Genomic DNA, 17,130 nt, shown 5'->3' on the forward strand with positions numbered 1-17,130 from the left:
GAAAAATAGCCGGTCCATCTGCTGTTGTTTTGAGCGAATGAGCAGAAAAAAGGAACGAGCAACAAATAGATTAGAATTCTCATACAATTGGAATGGTCTGCAAATATAAAGAAACGCGGCACAGCGGATTTTATTGAACAGCAATAAAAAAGGCTGTCCGAAACGAACAGCCTTTTTGGGTGAGTTGTGATTGGTTTATTGGAAATCAGCGTCGGTTACTCCTTCATTGATTTTCACTTCACTAATTGTTATATCGATTTCAATACCTACATTGATTGCGGTTTTGAAAGGAAATTTCACTCCTTTCACATCGCGGTAATCGCTGAATGGCGAGCTTACTGTCATTTTTTGACCGCCTGCATCTACCTCATTACTTTCCATAACTTTAAGTCCGGAAGTCATGTCGTAGAACAATTTAGTGTCACCGTCTTGGATCACGTATGCATCAGAACCGTTTACGTTTTCAATTCCTACCAGTTTAACATCTGGATTGTTTGCCAAAGTTAACTCTGGGAATGGTTGTGCGTAATATTTCATGCTTGCAATTTCGTCGGCTTCCATCGGCATTTTTTGTGGGCCTTGAGACTGGTATCCGGTCTTTCCGTCGAATACTTTTTTCATTTGTTGTCCCATAACGCTTAAACCTTCAAGAGATTTTCCAGCAGTGGTTGCTTTTTTGAAATAACCTAGTGTCATTCCTTGAGCAGATCCGCTACCTGAAACTGCGATTGATTTTACAGCAGAAACTGCTTTTTGACCTCCGATAGCATCGATATACTTCGCTAAAACTGTTTTTGCAGTTACGCCGGCAGGAATTTCTTTTTTCGGTGCAGGTTTATCAACTGGATTTCCATATTTATCAAAATAGAAGATTGGAATTTTCAGTTTTTCGAGCGCTGGCAAAACATCGCTTCCTTTACCAACAATCACTAAACGTGCGTTGTCGTAAGAGAAATATTTGTTAGCTGCACGTTTCACATCGGCAACAGTTACTGCTTGAATGCTTTTGATGTAATTTTCGTAGAAATCGGCAGGTAAATTTTGTGTACGTGTACGCAATGCAAAAGATGCAATGGTTTGTGGTTTTTGGATGTTCATTACAAAACGACCAATATAACCTGCTTTTACGTTATTTAACATTTCTTCAGTTACGTCTTCAGTGCGGATTCTCTTTAATTCTTTAAGAATCTCAACTACCGTTGAATCGGTTACAGTATTACGCACTTGCGTAGAAGCTTCGAAACTACTGATGTATTTACCAGAGCCAATATCTGAGCGTGCGCCGTATGTCCATCCGTGTGCTTCACGCAGGTTCATGTTGATGTAGCTGTTGAAATCGCCACCGAAAATTTGGTTTGCGATGATTGTTGGGAAATAATCTGGATCTGTCATTTTCAAGTTAGACAGATTAATCAATGCTACTTCCGATTGTACAGCGTTTGGCATGTCAACAAAGTTGATTTGCGTGTACTGAACATCTTTTGGATCTGGGTAAGAAACGCTTGGTGCTGTAGCTTTTTTCCAGCCACCGAAAAGTTTCTCAACCATTTTCTTAACTTCTTTCACTTTAACATCGCCAACAATAACGAGGTACGCATTTCCTGGAACATAGTACGTGTTGTAGTTGTTGATGACATCTTGAAGCGTTACGTTGTTAAGGGTTGCTTCAGAAAGGTATTCGCCGTTTGGATGATTTTTTCCGAATGTAAGTACCGAATTCACGCGTGAGGCTGTAGCAGGTACGCTTTTCTCGTCGCTTTTCAAGCCTTCGATCATTTTCTCTTTTTGCTTGTCGAATTCTTCTTGCGTGAATTTTGGCATTAAAGCTCCTTCTGCCATAAGTTCTAAGACACGACCAGCGTATTTAGAAAGGGCGTATGCAGAAGCACCACCTGAATACAAGTTGATGTTTGCACCTAAGAAATCAACTTCTTCGTTGAAGGCGTCTTTTGAAGTTTTGGTAGTACCTGTTCCCATCAAAGCGCTCAACATATCCGAAACGCCTTTTTTGTCGCCTTCCGCGTAAGGAGCAATGTCGATACTTAAACTAAACGATACACGTGGTAGTTTGTGATTTTCTACAACCAACACTTTCAAACCGTTTTTAAGTTCGAAGGTTTCAGGCTTTCCGATTTTGATCGCAGGTGATGGTCCTGGTTGTGGTTGTGGGAAATTTTGTGCTTGCATAAGTACCGTGAAAAACAAGCCGGCTATTAATAAAAATGTCTTTTTCATGATGCTGTTAGTTTTGTGCTTTATCTTTAGCTGGTACATAGTTTAAAACCAAACGCTGATTTGGGTTTAAATACTTCTTAGCGATATCGCGGATTTCCTCTCTTGTTATAGAGCGGTACATTTCGATTTCAGTGTTAATCAAGTTAACATCTTTATAAAGCATGTAGTATGTTGCCAAATTATCGGCAATTCCTTCTACGCTTGCGTTTTTGTTTACGTAGTCGTTTTCATACTTGTTCATTAGTTTTTGGTATTCTTTCTCGGAAATCAGTTCTGTTTGCAATTTCACGATTTCAGCATCAACTTCAGCGAGTAGATCCGCGGTTGTTGCAGGAGCTTGTGGCAAACCGTAAAGAATATATGTTCCGTAATCTTCTTGGCTGTAGTTAAAAGCGCCTACTTGAAGTGCTTTTTTCTGATCGTCTACAATTTTCTTGTACAGACGAGACGATTTTCCGTCGCTAAGGATAGTAGAAATTAGGTCTAAAACTCGTGCATCGCGTGTTTTCATTGAAGGCGTGCGGTATGCCGCAACAACCATTGGAATTTGAATGTTTGGATCTTCAAAAGACGCGTTAATTGTTTGAGTGATTGGCTCTTCAGTATAGGTCTGGCGCGTTACTGGCGCTCCTTTTGGAATTGAACCAAAATATTGCTGAATCCATTTTTTTGCTTGTGGAATATCGATATCACCAGCAACTACTAAAACGGCATTGTTAGGCACGTAGAACTTTTTGTTGAAAGCTTGGAATTCTTCAAGCTTTGCTGCGTCGAGGTGCTCCATAGAACCGATGGTTGTCCAGCGGTATGGGTGATTTTTAAACATGTGCTTCTTAACTTCTGGAAGCAACTGTCCGTATGGAGAATTGTCGTATCGCAAGCGCTTTTCTTCTTTAACCACCTCATTTTGTGTATCTACACCAATTTGGTTGATTACCGGATGGCGCAAACGTTCCGATTCCATCCACAAACCGAGTTCAAGGCTGTTAGAAGGGAAAACTTCGTAATAGTAGGTGCGGTCTTCGGTTGTGTTTGCATTGTTTACACCTCCGTTAGACGTAACGATTTTAAACCATTCGCCTCGTTTAATGTTTTGGGTACCTTCGAATAGTAAGTGTTCGAAGAAGTGAGCAAATCCGGTGCGATCAGGTTGTTCGTCTTTTGCACCGACGTGGTACATTACAGATGTGATTACAGTAGGGGCCGACGTGTCTTTGTGCAAGATCACGTGCATGCCGTTATCCAGATCGTATTCTTCGAAAGCAACTTTTTGCGCCGAAGCAACACCTCCTAGCATTAGAGCAGCACCTAAAGCCATTAAAGAGTTTTTCATAAGGTTAATAATTTTGATGAATTGATACATTGGTACACATTTCGACGCAAAAGTTACGTCAAAACTAAAGATCGGTTGGTAAATTTATCTAAATGTTTGAATTTCATTTTTTTATACTGTTAAAATTTAGTTGGCCAGCTATAAAAACTCCTGCCATTTAAACTTATTTTTTTATAATAAGAACACGAGCTAGACAGCTTACCAACTCATGTTTTAGCTGAAAATTCTCAACTTAGATGTCCTACTTTCTCGAAATTTGGTCGTAAAGGTAAAATTTTTGTGAGCGCAAACGTTTTCATAACAAAAATTTAGCACTCTTTCATGCGTTAGCGACTGCAGCGACATCCTTTTTTTGGAGCTTCGCGGAACAAAAAAGATACAGCGGAAGGCGCGGCGGCAAAAGTTAGCTATATTTCCACAAAATGCTTTTGCCGAAACGCCCAAAAAATGAGGAAAAACCGTAATCAGACTTGAAAGATTGCCCTTATTTTTGGCGGTATGAAAAAGGAACAACGAAAAAAATTGCTGGTGAATCGGATTGGAGTAAAGTTTAGTTTCTCGAAAACGGGACACTTATTAGTGAAAGGGAAAATTAATGGAAAGAGTGGTGTTTTTATAATCGACACCGGTGCTGCGATAAGTTGTGTTGGAATGTATTACGCTCCGTATTTTCAGCTCAGGATGCGGAAAAGTCGCTTTGAAATTCGCGCGATTACTGATGTTCCGATGCCGACAGAAATCTCTAAAAAGAACGTTTTCGAGTTGGGCAAATGGCGGATTGACCAGGCATCGTTTCTAACGATAGATTTGGAGACGGTAAATCAAACATTTGCGACGGTCAACCAAGAAGCTGTCCAGGGAATTATTGGAAATGATATATTGAAAAAATACAAAGCTGTGATTGATTATGAAAATAAAATTATACTTTTGATTATTAAGAAATAAGCCTATGAAGCAAGCACTACGATATTTACTTATTTTATTCAGTTTTATAGGTTACGGGCAGCAGACTTTGGAGGCTCAATCTCCGCCACCGCCGGCTTTTCCAAGTATTTTTATGAATTGCGAAACGGGCGGCTATAATGTTATATCTGTGATGAGTACTTTTTATACGCCACCAAGCTCGTATATTTTGTCGCTTTTTGAATCGGAGTTGGATGCACTAAATAATATTAATCCCATAGCAAATCCGAATAATTACGTTATTACTGATGGAAATTATATTCTTTATATACGATCGGAAAATATTGTGTCGGGAGATATAGGTGTAGATTTGTTAAACCTACGACCGCTGCTTTCTGGAACGTTATTGAGTACAGCAGATTATCCTCAAGGCATTATTTTCGTTGATGTCGAGGGAGGAAAAACACCTTACACTTATCAATGGTTTCTTGCAGGTTTACCAATTTATGGCGAAAATAACGCTTCTCTGGATTTGTGTTCTTACTCCAGTGATCATTTATCCTGTGTAGTAACCGACGTTATGGGTTGTCGAATAGTATTAGATGGTATTAGCACACAACCCGCATCTGCGCAGGTAAAGAACGACGAAATACAGCTGTACACAAGCACTCCAGAAGGTTTGGTTTCTTACAGAAGTATTTTAGATAACGACGTATATAACAACCAGACATTATATACTGTTTCCGACGAGTCGTTTACCATTCAAACGCAGGGCGGTGCTTGGGAAAATTTTATGCTTCTAGCAGATGGGCGAATTTCTACACAACCAGAAACAGCTCCGGGAACCTATACACTTAACTATTCACTTATCAAGGATTCTGATTCAACAAATTTGGGCATAGGAGTAATTACGGTAACCGTTTCGGATAAAGCCACAAAACTCACAGGCTTTATTGATGTCAATCAAAATGGTCTTAAAGAAGTCGACGAGCCGATCTACGGCCGCGGTTACTTTGGAAATGTGGTCGGATTATCGAGCATGAACGTTATGATTCCGGTGCACAAAGAGCAATCGACTATTTTAGAGTTGCAACCTGGAATTAACGACTTGTCGTACGCAAACCTGTGTGCGTCTGCCAGCGAAATCAGCTGTTCGACGTTTTACGAGGATGTAGTGATAGACTATTCGCAACCTGCGCAAGAATTTTTATTTCCGCTCAACGCGCCACTTCCCAATGATGTTTCAGTAACTACTTTTGCTATTGACGCAACCCCGGGTTTCACGCGTTCTTACAGGCTAAAAGTTCAAAACAACAGTTACACAAATGTAAGTGCATTAGAAATTAATTTTTACAAACCGACACAGTCGACTATCTTGACCTATCCTGCGGGTGCAACGCCAACGCCTTTCGGTTTTACTTTGACCTTGAATACGCTAGCAGCTTACAGCAGTCAATCGATAACTGGAACCTTGCAATTTGCGAGCATACCCGAAGTAGTTCTGGAAGAACCATTCGAAATGTCGGCAACTGTAACTGTGGCAGATGATCCGTTTACAAATAACAACACCTCTGTGTTTGAAGGGATTTTTATGGGGTCGTATGATCCGAACGACATTACCGAAGCGCACGGTCCCGAGATAGATATCGATGATTTTTCAGAAGACGATTATCTGACTTACACCATTCGATTTGAAAATACGGGTAACGGGCCAGCTCAAAATGTGCGTATCGAAAATTTATTGCCTGCCGGTTTACATGCATCGACATTACAAGTTGTGGCGAGCAGTCATTCGTATATGAAATCGCTTGTTGGAAATAAATTAATTTACAAGTTTAACAACATCAATTTACCGCCTTCTAACGGTAGCGAAACCGTTGGAAACGGATTTGTAACGTATCGCGTGAAGCCGACCGCTGGTTTTGACGTTGGCACTGAAATTCAAGATGCTGCTGAAATATACTTCGATTTCAATCCAGCTATAATTACACCGACTTGGAATACCAAATTTGTTGAACAATTAAGTGTTCCAAGGAAAGAAAAGCTGATTCAATTTTACACCAATCCGGTTACTGATGTTTTTGAGTTAACATTAACAAACAACAACGCCATGGCAACCGCTGCTGTATACGACTTAACAGGTTCGTTGCTAGCAACAGCTAAATCAAAGGATGGTAAACTGTTGGTGGATACCCAAAATTGGAGCAGTGGCATTTATTTATTGAAACTACAGTCGGGAGAAGAGATTGAGCACATAAAACTACTTAAACGCTAGCCCGAATTAAAAACTAAACGGATATGAAAAAACTTTTATGCTTTTTAATTCTACTAGCACACTTGAGCGGTTTTGGGCAAAATAGTGGAACAACTATTACTGTTTGTAATTTATGGGTCAGCTCGCCTGATTTGTTAGAGACTACTTTTAGCAATTATGATCCTTCAATTCATACCTATACATTGCACCAAACAACTGCTGGTGCACTAGAAAACACCAATCTAATACCTGTAGGTATTGTAATTACAACGTCTATGACTTTGTACTTAAGAATAGTTAACACAAACACGCAAGAAATTTCAATTGAAGCACTGACTATCTTAATAAGTCCTTTAATTTTATCTGGAGCGACTACCCTTGATGCGCCAACAAGTAGTGCCATTTGTTCTGTTGAATCAGGAGGTACTGCTCCTTTTACATTTACTTGGAGTATTCAAGGAACTGTAGTTACAGAAGGAAGTACAAGCACTCTCACAATTCCATCCAATAGTCAAGCATCCATAATTACTTGCACAGTTACCGATGCTTCTGATTGTATAAGTTCAGTTTCAATGCAAGTTGTACCTTCTGCCTCAGCTTTTGACGACACAATCACGCTGACAACCAGCGAAATCGAAATTGTAACATCAAGTACTTCCGTCTACGCTAACGATTATTTGAATTTTCAATCGCTAACCTTCCCTGTAATTCAGCAACAAGTTTATCTTGAAAAAACTGGCGAAGGCTGGGATAATTTTAACCTTAACGCAAACGGAACTATAAGTGCATTGCCTGGAACGCCCGCAGGAATATACAATCTTCAGTACAGTATATTCCATATTAATGGCGGATTTGTAGGCTCAGCCAGCATAAACCTTCAAGTATTTTATTCAGCCTTTGAGTTGATCGCTTTTGTTGATTGGGATGGAAATGGCGTAAAGAGTGATGACGAACCCTTATTTACTGAAGGAAAATTCTTAATTTCTGGTTCCGATGGCACAGAACTGGAGCTATACTCTGATACAGGAACTTACGTTTATAACTCAGTATCTAATACCACTTATGGCTTTTCATATCAAGTTAACGATGGATCTTTACCATTGTTTTCATGCGAGACTTCTTTTTTGGATATAAATCCTGTTGCAGGTAGCACAACAACCTATTTTTTTCCGATAACTTCGATACCCGAAATAAATGGAGCGGTTTCATTAATAAGCTATCAAACACCTTCGCCTGGATTTACAAGATACTACGAGGTAAAAGTGAAAAACATAGGGTCCTTACCAATCGTAAATGCAGTGCTCAACGTTCAAAAACCAGAGAATTCAACTCTAGTAAGTTATTGCAATACTTGCATAGCCACTGCCGACGGTTTTCAAAAGACAAATATTACGCTTGCACCTTTCGAACAAGCAGTTTTGCCTTTCGAAGTTCAATTCAACACCATACCAAACATACAACTAGGTGACTACGTAACAACAACAGCTACATTAGTTGCCGAAAACGACGTAAACCCGACCGACAACATCAGCACTTTAACGCAGATGGTAATTGGCTCGTACGATCCCAACGACATAAGCGAAAAACACGGACCCGAAGTGGTATTCGCAACTTGGCCAAGTGGCGAAGAACTCGAATACACCATACGATTTGAGAACACTGGAAACGGTCCCGCCGAAACGGTCCGACTTGAAAATACCTTACCAACTAATGTCGATGCCCTTTCGTTTACACCAATCGATGCAAGTCACCGATACCAGTTACAACAAAATGGCAATCAAATAACGGTTGTTTTTAATAACATCGATTTACCGCCATCACAAGAAAATACCAACATTGGGCATGGGTATTTTAAGTATAAAGTATCGCCAACAGCAGGATTTCAAGTAGGTACTGTAATTGAAAATAGAGCCGAAATCTACTTCGATTTCAATCCGGCGATTGTTACGCCTGTGTGGACAACCACTTTTGTGGAGCAATTAAGCGTCGACGAGACTCAACCTCTCGTGCAGTTTTACACCAATCCGGTTACCGATGTTTTCGAGCTTACTTTAGCAAATCCAGAAACAATCATCGACGCTCAGGTGTACGATCTACTCGGCAGGAAAGTGAGCAACGCGAAATCGGTTAACGGAAACCTACACATTCAAGCGCACACTTGGCCTAGCGGCATTTACATTCTCAAACTCTCAACACCTACCGGAACGCTCAGCTATAAGTTGGTAAAAGAGTAAATCTATCTATTTGGGCACATCCTGCCGCAAAAAATGTAGTGGAAATACCGCTGCGGCAGGTCGGGCTTTTCACTGCAAGGCGCAGCTGCTACAAGCGTTTCAACCGCGCGCCGTTCCGGCTTCCTTTGGTCGCCACAACGGCACGGGTTTTCAATCGCTTTTAGCAACCACGGCTTTCCGTTGCAATCCCTTGTGCAACATACGTTACCAAAAAGACGTTTTTGAATTACGATTTTTCGCGTTACGGATAGAGCCAAATAGCCCGCAGCGACGAGATACGTCTCCGATAAAGCTCAGAAGCGAGGACTATGGGCGAAAGCCGGACTTGCCGAAATGTGCACCGTAGCTCTAGCGGAGGCGGACATTTTGGCGAGGAACGCCCAAAAAAACTAAGGATACATTGAAAACCTAATACTTTTACTTATCAGCTGCGGCAATTCGTGCGGTTCGCTTAATGGAAAAGTAGGCAACCAAAGTGCTCAATAACATGAGAAAACCTCCTAAAACGAAGGGAGCACCCGCAAATTGAAAAGGCGCGCCGTCGTGTGTGAAGAAATAAAAAGTCGATGCCATCAATGGCGGTCCGATAATCGAACTAGCACTCATTAAACTAGTAAGCGTTCCTTGAATTTCGCCTTGTTCGTTGGCAGGAACCTGACCCGATACCACTGCTTGTAAAGCCGGACCCGCAATTCCGCCCAAACAGTACGGGATTAGAAAGGCAAACATCATCCAACTTTCGGTGGCTAATGCAAACAAAAACATCCCGAAAGTGTACAGCAGCAAGCCTAAATAAATGCTGCGTTCGTTTCCTAATTTCGGGTTTATCCAGCGTATTAATCCGCCTTGAACGATGGCTACCAACAGTCCTACCATACCTAGCGACAAGCCCACCATTTTTTCGCTCCAACCAAATTTATAAATAGTGAAGAAACTCCAGTTGCTGTGCACGGCATGTGAACCCACGTACAGCAAGAAAATAGCTAAAATTAAACCGATTAGTTTGGGATAACGCTTTAAATTGAGAAAAGCACCCGCCGGATTGGCTAGTTTCCATTCGAAGTTTCGACGATTCTCGGGTTTTAGCGATTCGGGTAAAATAAAATAACCGTACAAAAAGTTGAGCATGCATAAAACTCCGGCCGCATAAAACGGCACACGAGAACCAAACTGACCGAGTAAACCACCAATAACGGGTCCGATAATAAAACCAAGTCCGAATGCAGCACCGATCATCCCAAAATTCTTAGCTCTGTTTTCAGGCGTACTCACGTCGGCAATATATGCCGAAGCCGTGGTAATACTCGCTCCGGTAACACCTGCCAAAATCCGACCAATAAAAAGCCAAGTGATGTTTGGTGCTAGCGACAGCAACAGATAATCGAGCGAGAAGCCAAAAAGCGAGATGAGTATAATTGGGCGTCGGCCGTACTTATCACTCAAATTTCCAATGAGTGGTGCAAACAAAAACTGTGTGATGGCGTAGGCAAACGTAAGCCAACCGCCGTATTTAGAAGCTTCGGAAATATCGCCATTAATTAATTCACCGATAAGCTTTGGTATAACGGGAATAATGATTCCCCAACCGGTGATGTCGATGAGCATGGTTATGAATATAAATCCAATTGCTGCACTTTTCGAAGATGATTTCATAGCAAAACTTTTCCAGATTTACAGCTTTTCGCAGTTGTTGCAAATGCCAGCACAAAGAAAAGCTTTATTTGCGAAGCGCGTAAAATTGCTGCGTTTTTAACCATTGTTGGACGAGAACTTCTTTATGCTCTCGGCAATAGTATGGGCATCGATACCGGCTAATTTGCGCAACTCTGGTATGCTGCCGTGTTCAATAAATACATCGGGAATTCCAATGATTTGTGTGCGCCCTTGGAAGTTCAATTCGCTCAAAAGTTCGAGTACCGCCGAACCAAAACCACCGGCAGCAACGCCGTCTTCAACGGTAATGATTACTTCAAATTGTGCCGCCACCGATTCAATCGCGTTGCGGTCGAGCGGTTTTACAAACGGAAAATGTACGTGTGCTATCGCTTCATTTTCGAGCTGTTGAAAAGCTGATTCGACTTCATGAAAAATGGTTCCGGTCGAAAATACTGCTATACGTTTTCCGTGGCGTACTTGTTTTGCTTTTCCTATTTCCATGCGTTCGAAAGCAAGCGGTGCACGCCATTCGGGAATAAAGCCTCGTGCTCTGGGGTAGCGAATCGCGAACGGTTGTGACGTATGCACGGCAGTAAACAAGAGTTGTTGTAAATCGATTTCATCTTTAGGTGCCGCGACAATTACGTTCGGAACGGTTCGCAACATCGCTAGGTCAAAAATTCCGTGGTGTGTTGCGCCGTCTTCACCCACCAAACCGGCGCGATCTATACAGAAAACGACCGGTAAATTTTGAATGGCTACATCGTGAATTAGCTGATCGTACGCTCGTTGTAAGAATGACGAGTAAATGCAACACAGTACTTTAACGCCTTCGCAAGCAAATCCGGCAGCGAGCGTTACCGCGTGTTGTTCGGCGATTCCGACATCGATGACATTTTCGGGAAAGCGATCGATCACAGCTTTCAATCCGCTGCCCGAGGGCATTGCAGGAGTTATGGCAATTATATCTTTATGTTGTTCGAGTAGTGCTAATACGGTAGTTCCAAAAACGTCTTGGAACTTTAACGGCAGGTGCGATTCGTCTTTTTCGTAAACTTTTCCCGTCAAGTAATCGAATTTTCCTGGCGCATGGTACAAAACCTGGTTCAGTTCGGCTGGTTTGAGTCCTTTTCCTTTGGTAGTTCGCACGTGTAGTAAGCGAACGCCCGATTGCTGCTTTTGTGCCCGGAGTTCCGAAACCAATTGCGGTAAATCGTGGCCATCGATCGGACCAAAATAGGCGATGTTCAGGTTTTGAAACAGATTTTGTACGGTTTGATTGTTTTGATCGAGTGAGGTTAAATAGTGCTTGAGTGCACCGACACTCGGATCGATTCCAATGCTGTTGTCGTTTAATACGATTAGCAAATTAGCGTTGGTTTCTCCGGCGTGATTCAAGGCTTCAAAAGCCATACCAGCGGCTATGGATGCATCGCCAATAACAGCGATGTGTTGGCGGCTGAACTTTTTTTGCTGTTGCGCGGCTAAAGCCATTCCGAGCGCTGCGGAAATAGCGGTAGATGAATGTCCGGTGCCAAACGCATCGAATTCGCTTTCCGAACGTTTCGGGAAACCAGATATGCCGCCCAGTTTACGGTTGGTGTGAAATTGCGTTAAACGACCGGTGAGCATTTTATGTCCGTAGGCTTGGTGACCCACGTCCCAGATCAGTCGGTCGTTAGGCGTATCGAAAACATAGTGCAGTGCCACGGTAAGATCGACCACACCTAAGCTTGCGCCTAAATGACCTTCGTTTGCAGCTACGATTTTGATGATGCGATCGCGTAAATCCTGTGCTATTTCGGGCAACCGTTCGACGGCTACGGCTCGCAAATCGGCTAAGGATGTCAACGAATCTAGAAAAGGTACATTCATTTTTCAAAGGTAAAAATCTGCCTTCGAAAAAGTTGCTTTGCTGTGGTGTATTATTCCTAGAAAAATGTCGGTGAATTTAGTCGCAACTCGCTATCAGGTTTAGTTGATTAAAAGCTCTTGTTAAAACAGAACGGATTGGGGTAGCGTTTTCGGGTGAGCGATAGCAGTGATATCCTTTTTGGCGAAAATGAATTTCCAGAAAACGTACGCCAAAAAGATATAACGGATAGCGCGACGGCGCTTCGCCAAGCTCATCGATCACGCTTTTAGAAGTTTCAAGACAGTTGTAGGGCCGACACGTTAAGCGCCGGCACCCCCAAATAAATCAGAAACAATCAATTATCTACACACCAAATATGTGATTTTACTTTGAAAGTTCTAGAAGCTGGCGGTTAAGCCCAAGTAAAAAGTGCGGCCTTCGCCAGGCAAAATACCAGGTCCGGGATAACCTCCTGCGCGACGCGTAGCATAGGTTTCGTCGGTGAAGTTCGAGGCACCTGCGGTAACCGTGTACTTTTTCAGGAAATTATACGCTAGAGACACATCGAAAACTTGGTATTTATCGAGTTTGCCCACATTGCCATTTGCTGAAGGTGCAAGCGTATTTTGTGCATCGGTGTACACTGCAGAATTGAAACGGCCTGAAGTCGAGAAAGTAAAACCCGATTTGGTGTAAGTTAATCCGATGGTATGAATATATCTCGGTGCATTTTCTACGCGATTGCCCGACAAATTGGTTTCGGTAATCGTAACGTTTGGTGCCGTTCCTGTGGTTGAAGTTACTCGGAAATCGTTGTAACGTGCGCTAATCCAAGACAGTGTTCCGAAGATGTTTAGCGTTCCGAAACGTTCGGCAAGCTTGAATGCTTCGGTAACGTTAAGGTCTAAAGACGATTCTACACCTTTGTGAATGCTCGAACCTAAATTAGTTCTGAACTGGAAGGTACCGTTTGCTGGATTGTTGTCTACAAATTGCGATACTACACCAATACGATCGTTGTAACGCATATAAAAATAGCTCACATCGGCAGTGAAGAATTTAAGGATTTTTCCACGAACACCCAGATCGACGTTGTAGCCCGAAGCATCTTTTAGATTTTCATCGACTACATCGGTTGTTGCCGGTGGGGTTAGATCGCCAAACAAAACCGGACGGTACGATTGCGAAATGTTTCCGTATGCTTGAATGCGCTTGGTAACGTCGTACTCTACTCCTACTCCAGCCAAGAAAAAGTTGCGGTTGTTTCGCTGTTCTGGCAAATAAACGCCATTGCCTTGATTTACAGCAAATAGTCCAACTGCCACGTTTTCCACATACTCCATACGTACGCCGGGCGTTACGCGAAGTTTCTCGGTGAACGAAAATGTGTTTTCGGCAAATAAAGCGATGTTATTGGTTTTAAAATGAAGACGTCGGGTGTAATTGCCTACCTCGGTTAGATCGAAATCGAAGCCCGTTGTACCGCGTCCGTTTTGCTTGCGAACGGTGTTTGCGTTGTACACACGAGCGCCGAAAGCTAAATTTTGGGTGAGGTTAAAAAGTTGGTATTTGTACAAAGCGCGCGATTCAAGACCTATGTTTGCGAAATAATCGCGATCAAGACGACGATTTTTAAAATCGTTTGTAGCTGGATCGACTACATCTGGATTTGTTATTTGTTCGGTATTTCCTACGCTGTTACGTTCGCCAATCAAACCGAACAAGGTGTTGTTAATGGAGAAAGACTCGTTTATAGCTACGTTGTATTTCAGCGCGAAAACATTCCACGGCACATTAAACCAGTTTCGTTTGCGGGCACTTTGTTGCGCATCCGTGCGAAACTGCTCGTCGGTTAATCCTCCTGGCTGTTGCACCACGTAATTCATGTTGGTATATTCGAAAAGTAGCTTGTGCTTGTCGTTAAACTCGTATCCCAGATTAACATGCGAATTGCGAACATTAAAACGGTTGTTGTCGCGCCAGCCATTCCCACTACGCGATTGGTTGTAGGCGGTGTACGTGAATTTGCCCACTTTTCCGCTGATCATATTAAACGAACTCAATAAACCATAAGAACCAACCGTGTTTGAAGTCGTAAATGAGAAAGGTTTGTCGTGATTCTTCTTCAAGATGTAATTCACAGTTCCTCCAAATTGAGGTCCGAATTGTAGAGAAGCACCACCACGCACGAACTCGATACGTTCAACAGCTTCGAGCGGCGGATTGTAATAGGCTTCCGGATAACCGAAAACATCTGATGAAATATCGTAGCCATTCTGACGCACATTGAATTCCCAACTGCGATTCGGGCTCAAACCGCGTGCGCCGATATTTACTTGCACGCCACTGCCGTCGTTTTCCCAAATCTGCAAGCCTGGTGCTTTAATGAGCGATTGTCGAACATTGTTATTAGCCGTATTAGCCGTTAAATTAGAAACAACATATACTTCAGATTTCTTTCCGTTGTAGATGATGTTGTCTTTTGGTCCGATAATACGACCCGTATTTGTTGTGGTTTCAATAATTACATTATCGAGCTGCTTGATGGTATCATTTAAAGCGAGATCAGCATCTTGACTAAATGCAGCGACGGATAACAAAAAGGCGGAGAATACAGCGAGTGATTTCAATTTCATAGAATTTGAGTGCAAAAATAGCAGGCTAATTTATTTAGACAAAATAAAAATAAGCTTTTTGACAAAATTTTTTCCGTTGTTAATCGACGGACGTCTTTACTTTGAGGATTACTTACGAGAAAAGCATGATTGAAGTTTTTGACGACGAACATTTTATGCGTCAGGCCTTATTTGAAGCACGGCAAGCCTATGATCGCGATGAGATTCCGGTTGGTGCTGTCATTGTTACAAAGAATACCATAATTGCCCGCGGACACAATTTAACCGAGCTGCTCCACGATGTTACCGCGCATGCCGAAATGCAGGCAATCACTGCTGCTGCTAATTATTTGGGTGGAAAATACCTGACGGGCTGTACGTTGTACGTAACCTTAGAACCCTGCCAAATGTGTGCAGGAGCGTTGTATTGGAGTCAGATTTCACGGATAGTTTATGCTGCAGAAGACAGCAAGCGGGGCTACCGAGCAATGGGAGCGCAATTACATCCGAGAACAACAGTTTCGAGCGGAACGCTAGCATTTGAGGCATCGCAATTGCTACTCGATTTTTTTCGAAAAAAAAGAATTTAAATTCAATTCCCTAGAAGATTTTGGCGCGATGTTCGCTATACGTTACTAGAAAAATTAGCGTTATACTAACACCTAACCAAAACTTTATCAAATGGATAAACGAATTTTAAGTACGGCTATCATCGGTGTGGCCATGATTGCCACTGCTGCTATTTTGGGCAGTTCGTTCCGGAATCGAAATGCGAACGAAGACAGTATTTCTGTCATCGGATTGGGAACAAAAGACTTTGTTTCTGATGAAATTTTATGGTCGGCAAGTTTTACTACCAACTCGCCAGATATCAAAACAGCATATAACAAAATTACAAGCGACCAAAAAACAGTTTCCAATTTCTTCATTGGAAAAGGATTCAAGAGTAATGAGTTTTCGTTTGGAGCAATAAGCTTCGAAAAGAAGTTTCGGGAAGTACGAATTGAAAATCCAAATAACACCTATCAAAATCAGTACACTCAAGTTTTCGACGGTTATGAAGCGCGTCAAACAATTGTATTTTCGGCTAAAAACAACCCAGATTTAATGAAACGCATAGAACAGGTTTCCAATAAAACCTCGGAGCTAATTAATAGTGGCGTTGAATTAAGTTCAAACTCGGTTCAATACACCTACTCCAAACTTCCTGGACTAAAACAGAGCCTTATTGAAAGCGCAACAAAGGACGCTCGCGAACGCGCCGAAAAAATAGTCGAAACAGGTAATGGCGATCTGGGTAAAATGAAACGGGCCACACTCGGCGTATTTCAAATTACAGGGCAAGGAAGCACCGAAGAAGATAGTTACGGCGGAATTAACGATACGTATTCAAAAAACAAAACGGCTCGTATAACCGTGCGTTTAGAATATGAACTCGACTAAATCAAAACAAAGGAATAAAAAATTGTAGGAAAAAATCGGCACAAACTTTTTTGCGATTTAACATTAGATTCATTATAAATTAATACATTTACCTCGGTTTTATCAGTTCCCAAAATTGATATCGCTACTACTTTTTAGTTTTAAATTTTTTAATAATGAAAACCTCTTTTCCCCAAGAAAAGGGGTTTTTTATTGTATTTAAATTACGTTTATACTCCCGATTACCACTTCCTCAAAAAAGCTACTGTTCGAAAGAAAGAAATCAACGCACATAGAATTAAAACTTATTTGGGCGTATCCCCGCTTTTGCATCCTTACGCGTATATTTCACCCTGCGGGGTCGCGCCGTTCGCTCCAAGTTGTCCAAAAAGAGCTAAGCGCTTGCAAGCTTTGCTCTTGGCTTCCTGCGGTCGCCAAATCAAAGCGCAAGCACTAAAGCTCCATTTGAACAAGCTTTCCGCTGCCGTCCCTTACGCAGAAAATCGTTCCCACATTTCAACGTCATCTAAAAACTTTTCCAGAAAAATGTGCATAAAAAAAGCGCGGTCTTTCGACCGCGCTTCTTTGCTTTATCAGAACCTTGTCTTAGTAACCAAATTTCT

Annotated in this window: 11 protein-coding genes; 6 read left to right on the forward strand and 5 right to left on the reverse strand. The window is 42.0% G+C overall.

The window, feature by feature from the left end; translation table 11 throughout:
* Positions 1–195 precede the first annotated feature (195 nt).
* Complete coding sequence (locus tag ACOVQQ_RS04310) at positions 196–2,235, reverse strand: M16 family metallopeptidase (protein ID WP_421817104.1); 2,040 nt, start codon at positions 2,233–2,235, stop codon at positions 196–198.
* A 7-nt stretch (positions 2,236–2,242) separates the two neighbouring features.
* Complete coding sequence (locus ACOVQQ_RS04315) at positions 2,243–3,568, reverse strand: M16 family metallopeptidase (RefSeq protein ID WP_421817105.1); 1,326 nt, start codon at positions 3,566–3,568, stop codon at positions 2,243–2,245.
* 498 nt (positions 3,569–4,066) lie between these two features.
* Here ACOVQQ_RS04315 and ACOVQQ_RS04320 point away from each other — a divergent pair, with 498 nt between their 5' ends.
* The 3 genes from ACOVQQ_RS04320 to ACOVQQ_RS04330 are packed head-to-tail and all read left to right on the forward strand — an operon-like array spanning position 4,067 to position 8,959.
* The gene (locus tag ACOVQQ_RS04320; RefSeq protein ID WP_421817106.1) at positions 4,067–4,513 is read left to right on the forward strand and encodes an aspartyl protease family protein; all 447 of its coding nucleotides are present in this window, start codon (positions 4,067–4,069) and stop codon (positions 4,511–4,513) included.
* A gap of 4 nt (positions 4,514–4,517) precedes the next feature.
* Entirely contained in the window at positions 4,518–6,746 is a 2,229-nt protein-coding gene (locus ACOVQQ_RS04325) for a DUF7619 domain-containing protein (protein ID WP_421817107.1), read from the forward strand.
* 23 nt (positions 6,747–6,769) lie between these two features.
* Positions 6,770–8,959, forward strand: coding sequence for a DUF7619 domain-containing protein (locus tag ACOVQQ_RS04330; protein WP_421817108.1), 2,190 nt, complete (start codon positions 6,770–6,772; stop codon positions 8,957–8,959).
* A gap of 417 nt (positions 8,960–9,376) precedes the next feature.
* Here ACOVQQ_RS04330 and ACOVQQ_RS04335 read toward each other — a convergent pair whose 3' ends face one another.
* From ACOVQQ_RS04335 to ACOVQQ_RS04345, 3 genes are all read right to left on the reverse strand, one after another.
* Positions 9,377–10,612: a TCR/Tet family MFS transporter gene (locus ACOVQQ_RS04335; RefSeq protein ID WP_421817109.1), complete on the reverse strand. Its 1,236-nt coding sequence runs from the start codon at positions 10,610–10,612 to the stop codon at positions 9,377–9,379.
* Between the two features lie 96 nt (positions 10,613–10,708).
* The gene (locus tag ACOVQQ_RS04340; protein ID WP_421817110.1) at positions 10,709–12,490 is read right to left on the reverse strand and encodes a 1-deoxy-D-xylulose-5-phosphate synthase; all 1,782 of its coding nucleotides are present in this window, start codon (positions 12,488–12,490) and stop codon (positions 10,709–10,711) included.
* Between the two features lie 378 nt (positions 12,491–12,868).
* Positions 12,869–15,100 (reverse strand): TonB-dependent receptor family protein, encoded by a 2,232-nt coding sequence (locus ACOVQQ_RS04345; RefSeq protein WP_421817111.1) that lies wholly within the window; start codon positions 15,098–15,100, stop codon positions 12,869–12,871.
* Between the two features lie 131 nt (positions 15,101–15,231).
* Between ACOVQQ_RS04345 and ACOVQQ_RS04350 the strand changes: the two genes are divergently transcribed.
* The 3 genes from ACOVQQ_RS04350 to ACOVQQ_RS04360 form a co-directional block, all read left to right on the forward strand.
* Positions 15,232–15,675: a nucleoside deaminase gene (locus ACOVQQ_RS04350; protein ID WP_421817112.1), complete on the forward strand. Its 444-nt coding sequence runs from the start codon at positions 15,232–15,234 to the stop codon at positions 15,673–15,675.
* Positions 15,676–15,766: 91 nt separating this feature from the next.
* Positions 15,767–16,528: an SIMPL domain-containing protein gene (locus ACOVQQ_RS04355; RefSeq protein ID WP_421817113.1), complete on the forward strand. Its 762-nt coding sequence runs from the start codon at positions 15,767–15,769 to the stop codon at positions 16,526–16,528.
* A gap of 192 nt (positions 16,529–16,720) precedes the next feature.
* A partial coding sequence (locus ACOVQQ_RS04360; RefSeq protein WP_421817114.1) for a hypothetical protein occupies positions 16,721–17,130 on the forward strand: 410 nt, incomplete at its 3' end.

Source organism: Flavobacterium sp. (genome assembly GCF_049240005.1).
GTDB lineage: Bacteria > Bacteroidota > Bacteroidia > Flavobacteriales > Flavobacteriaceae > Flavobacterium.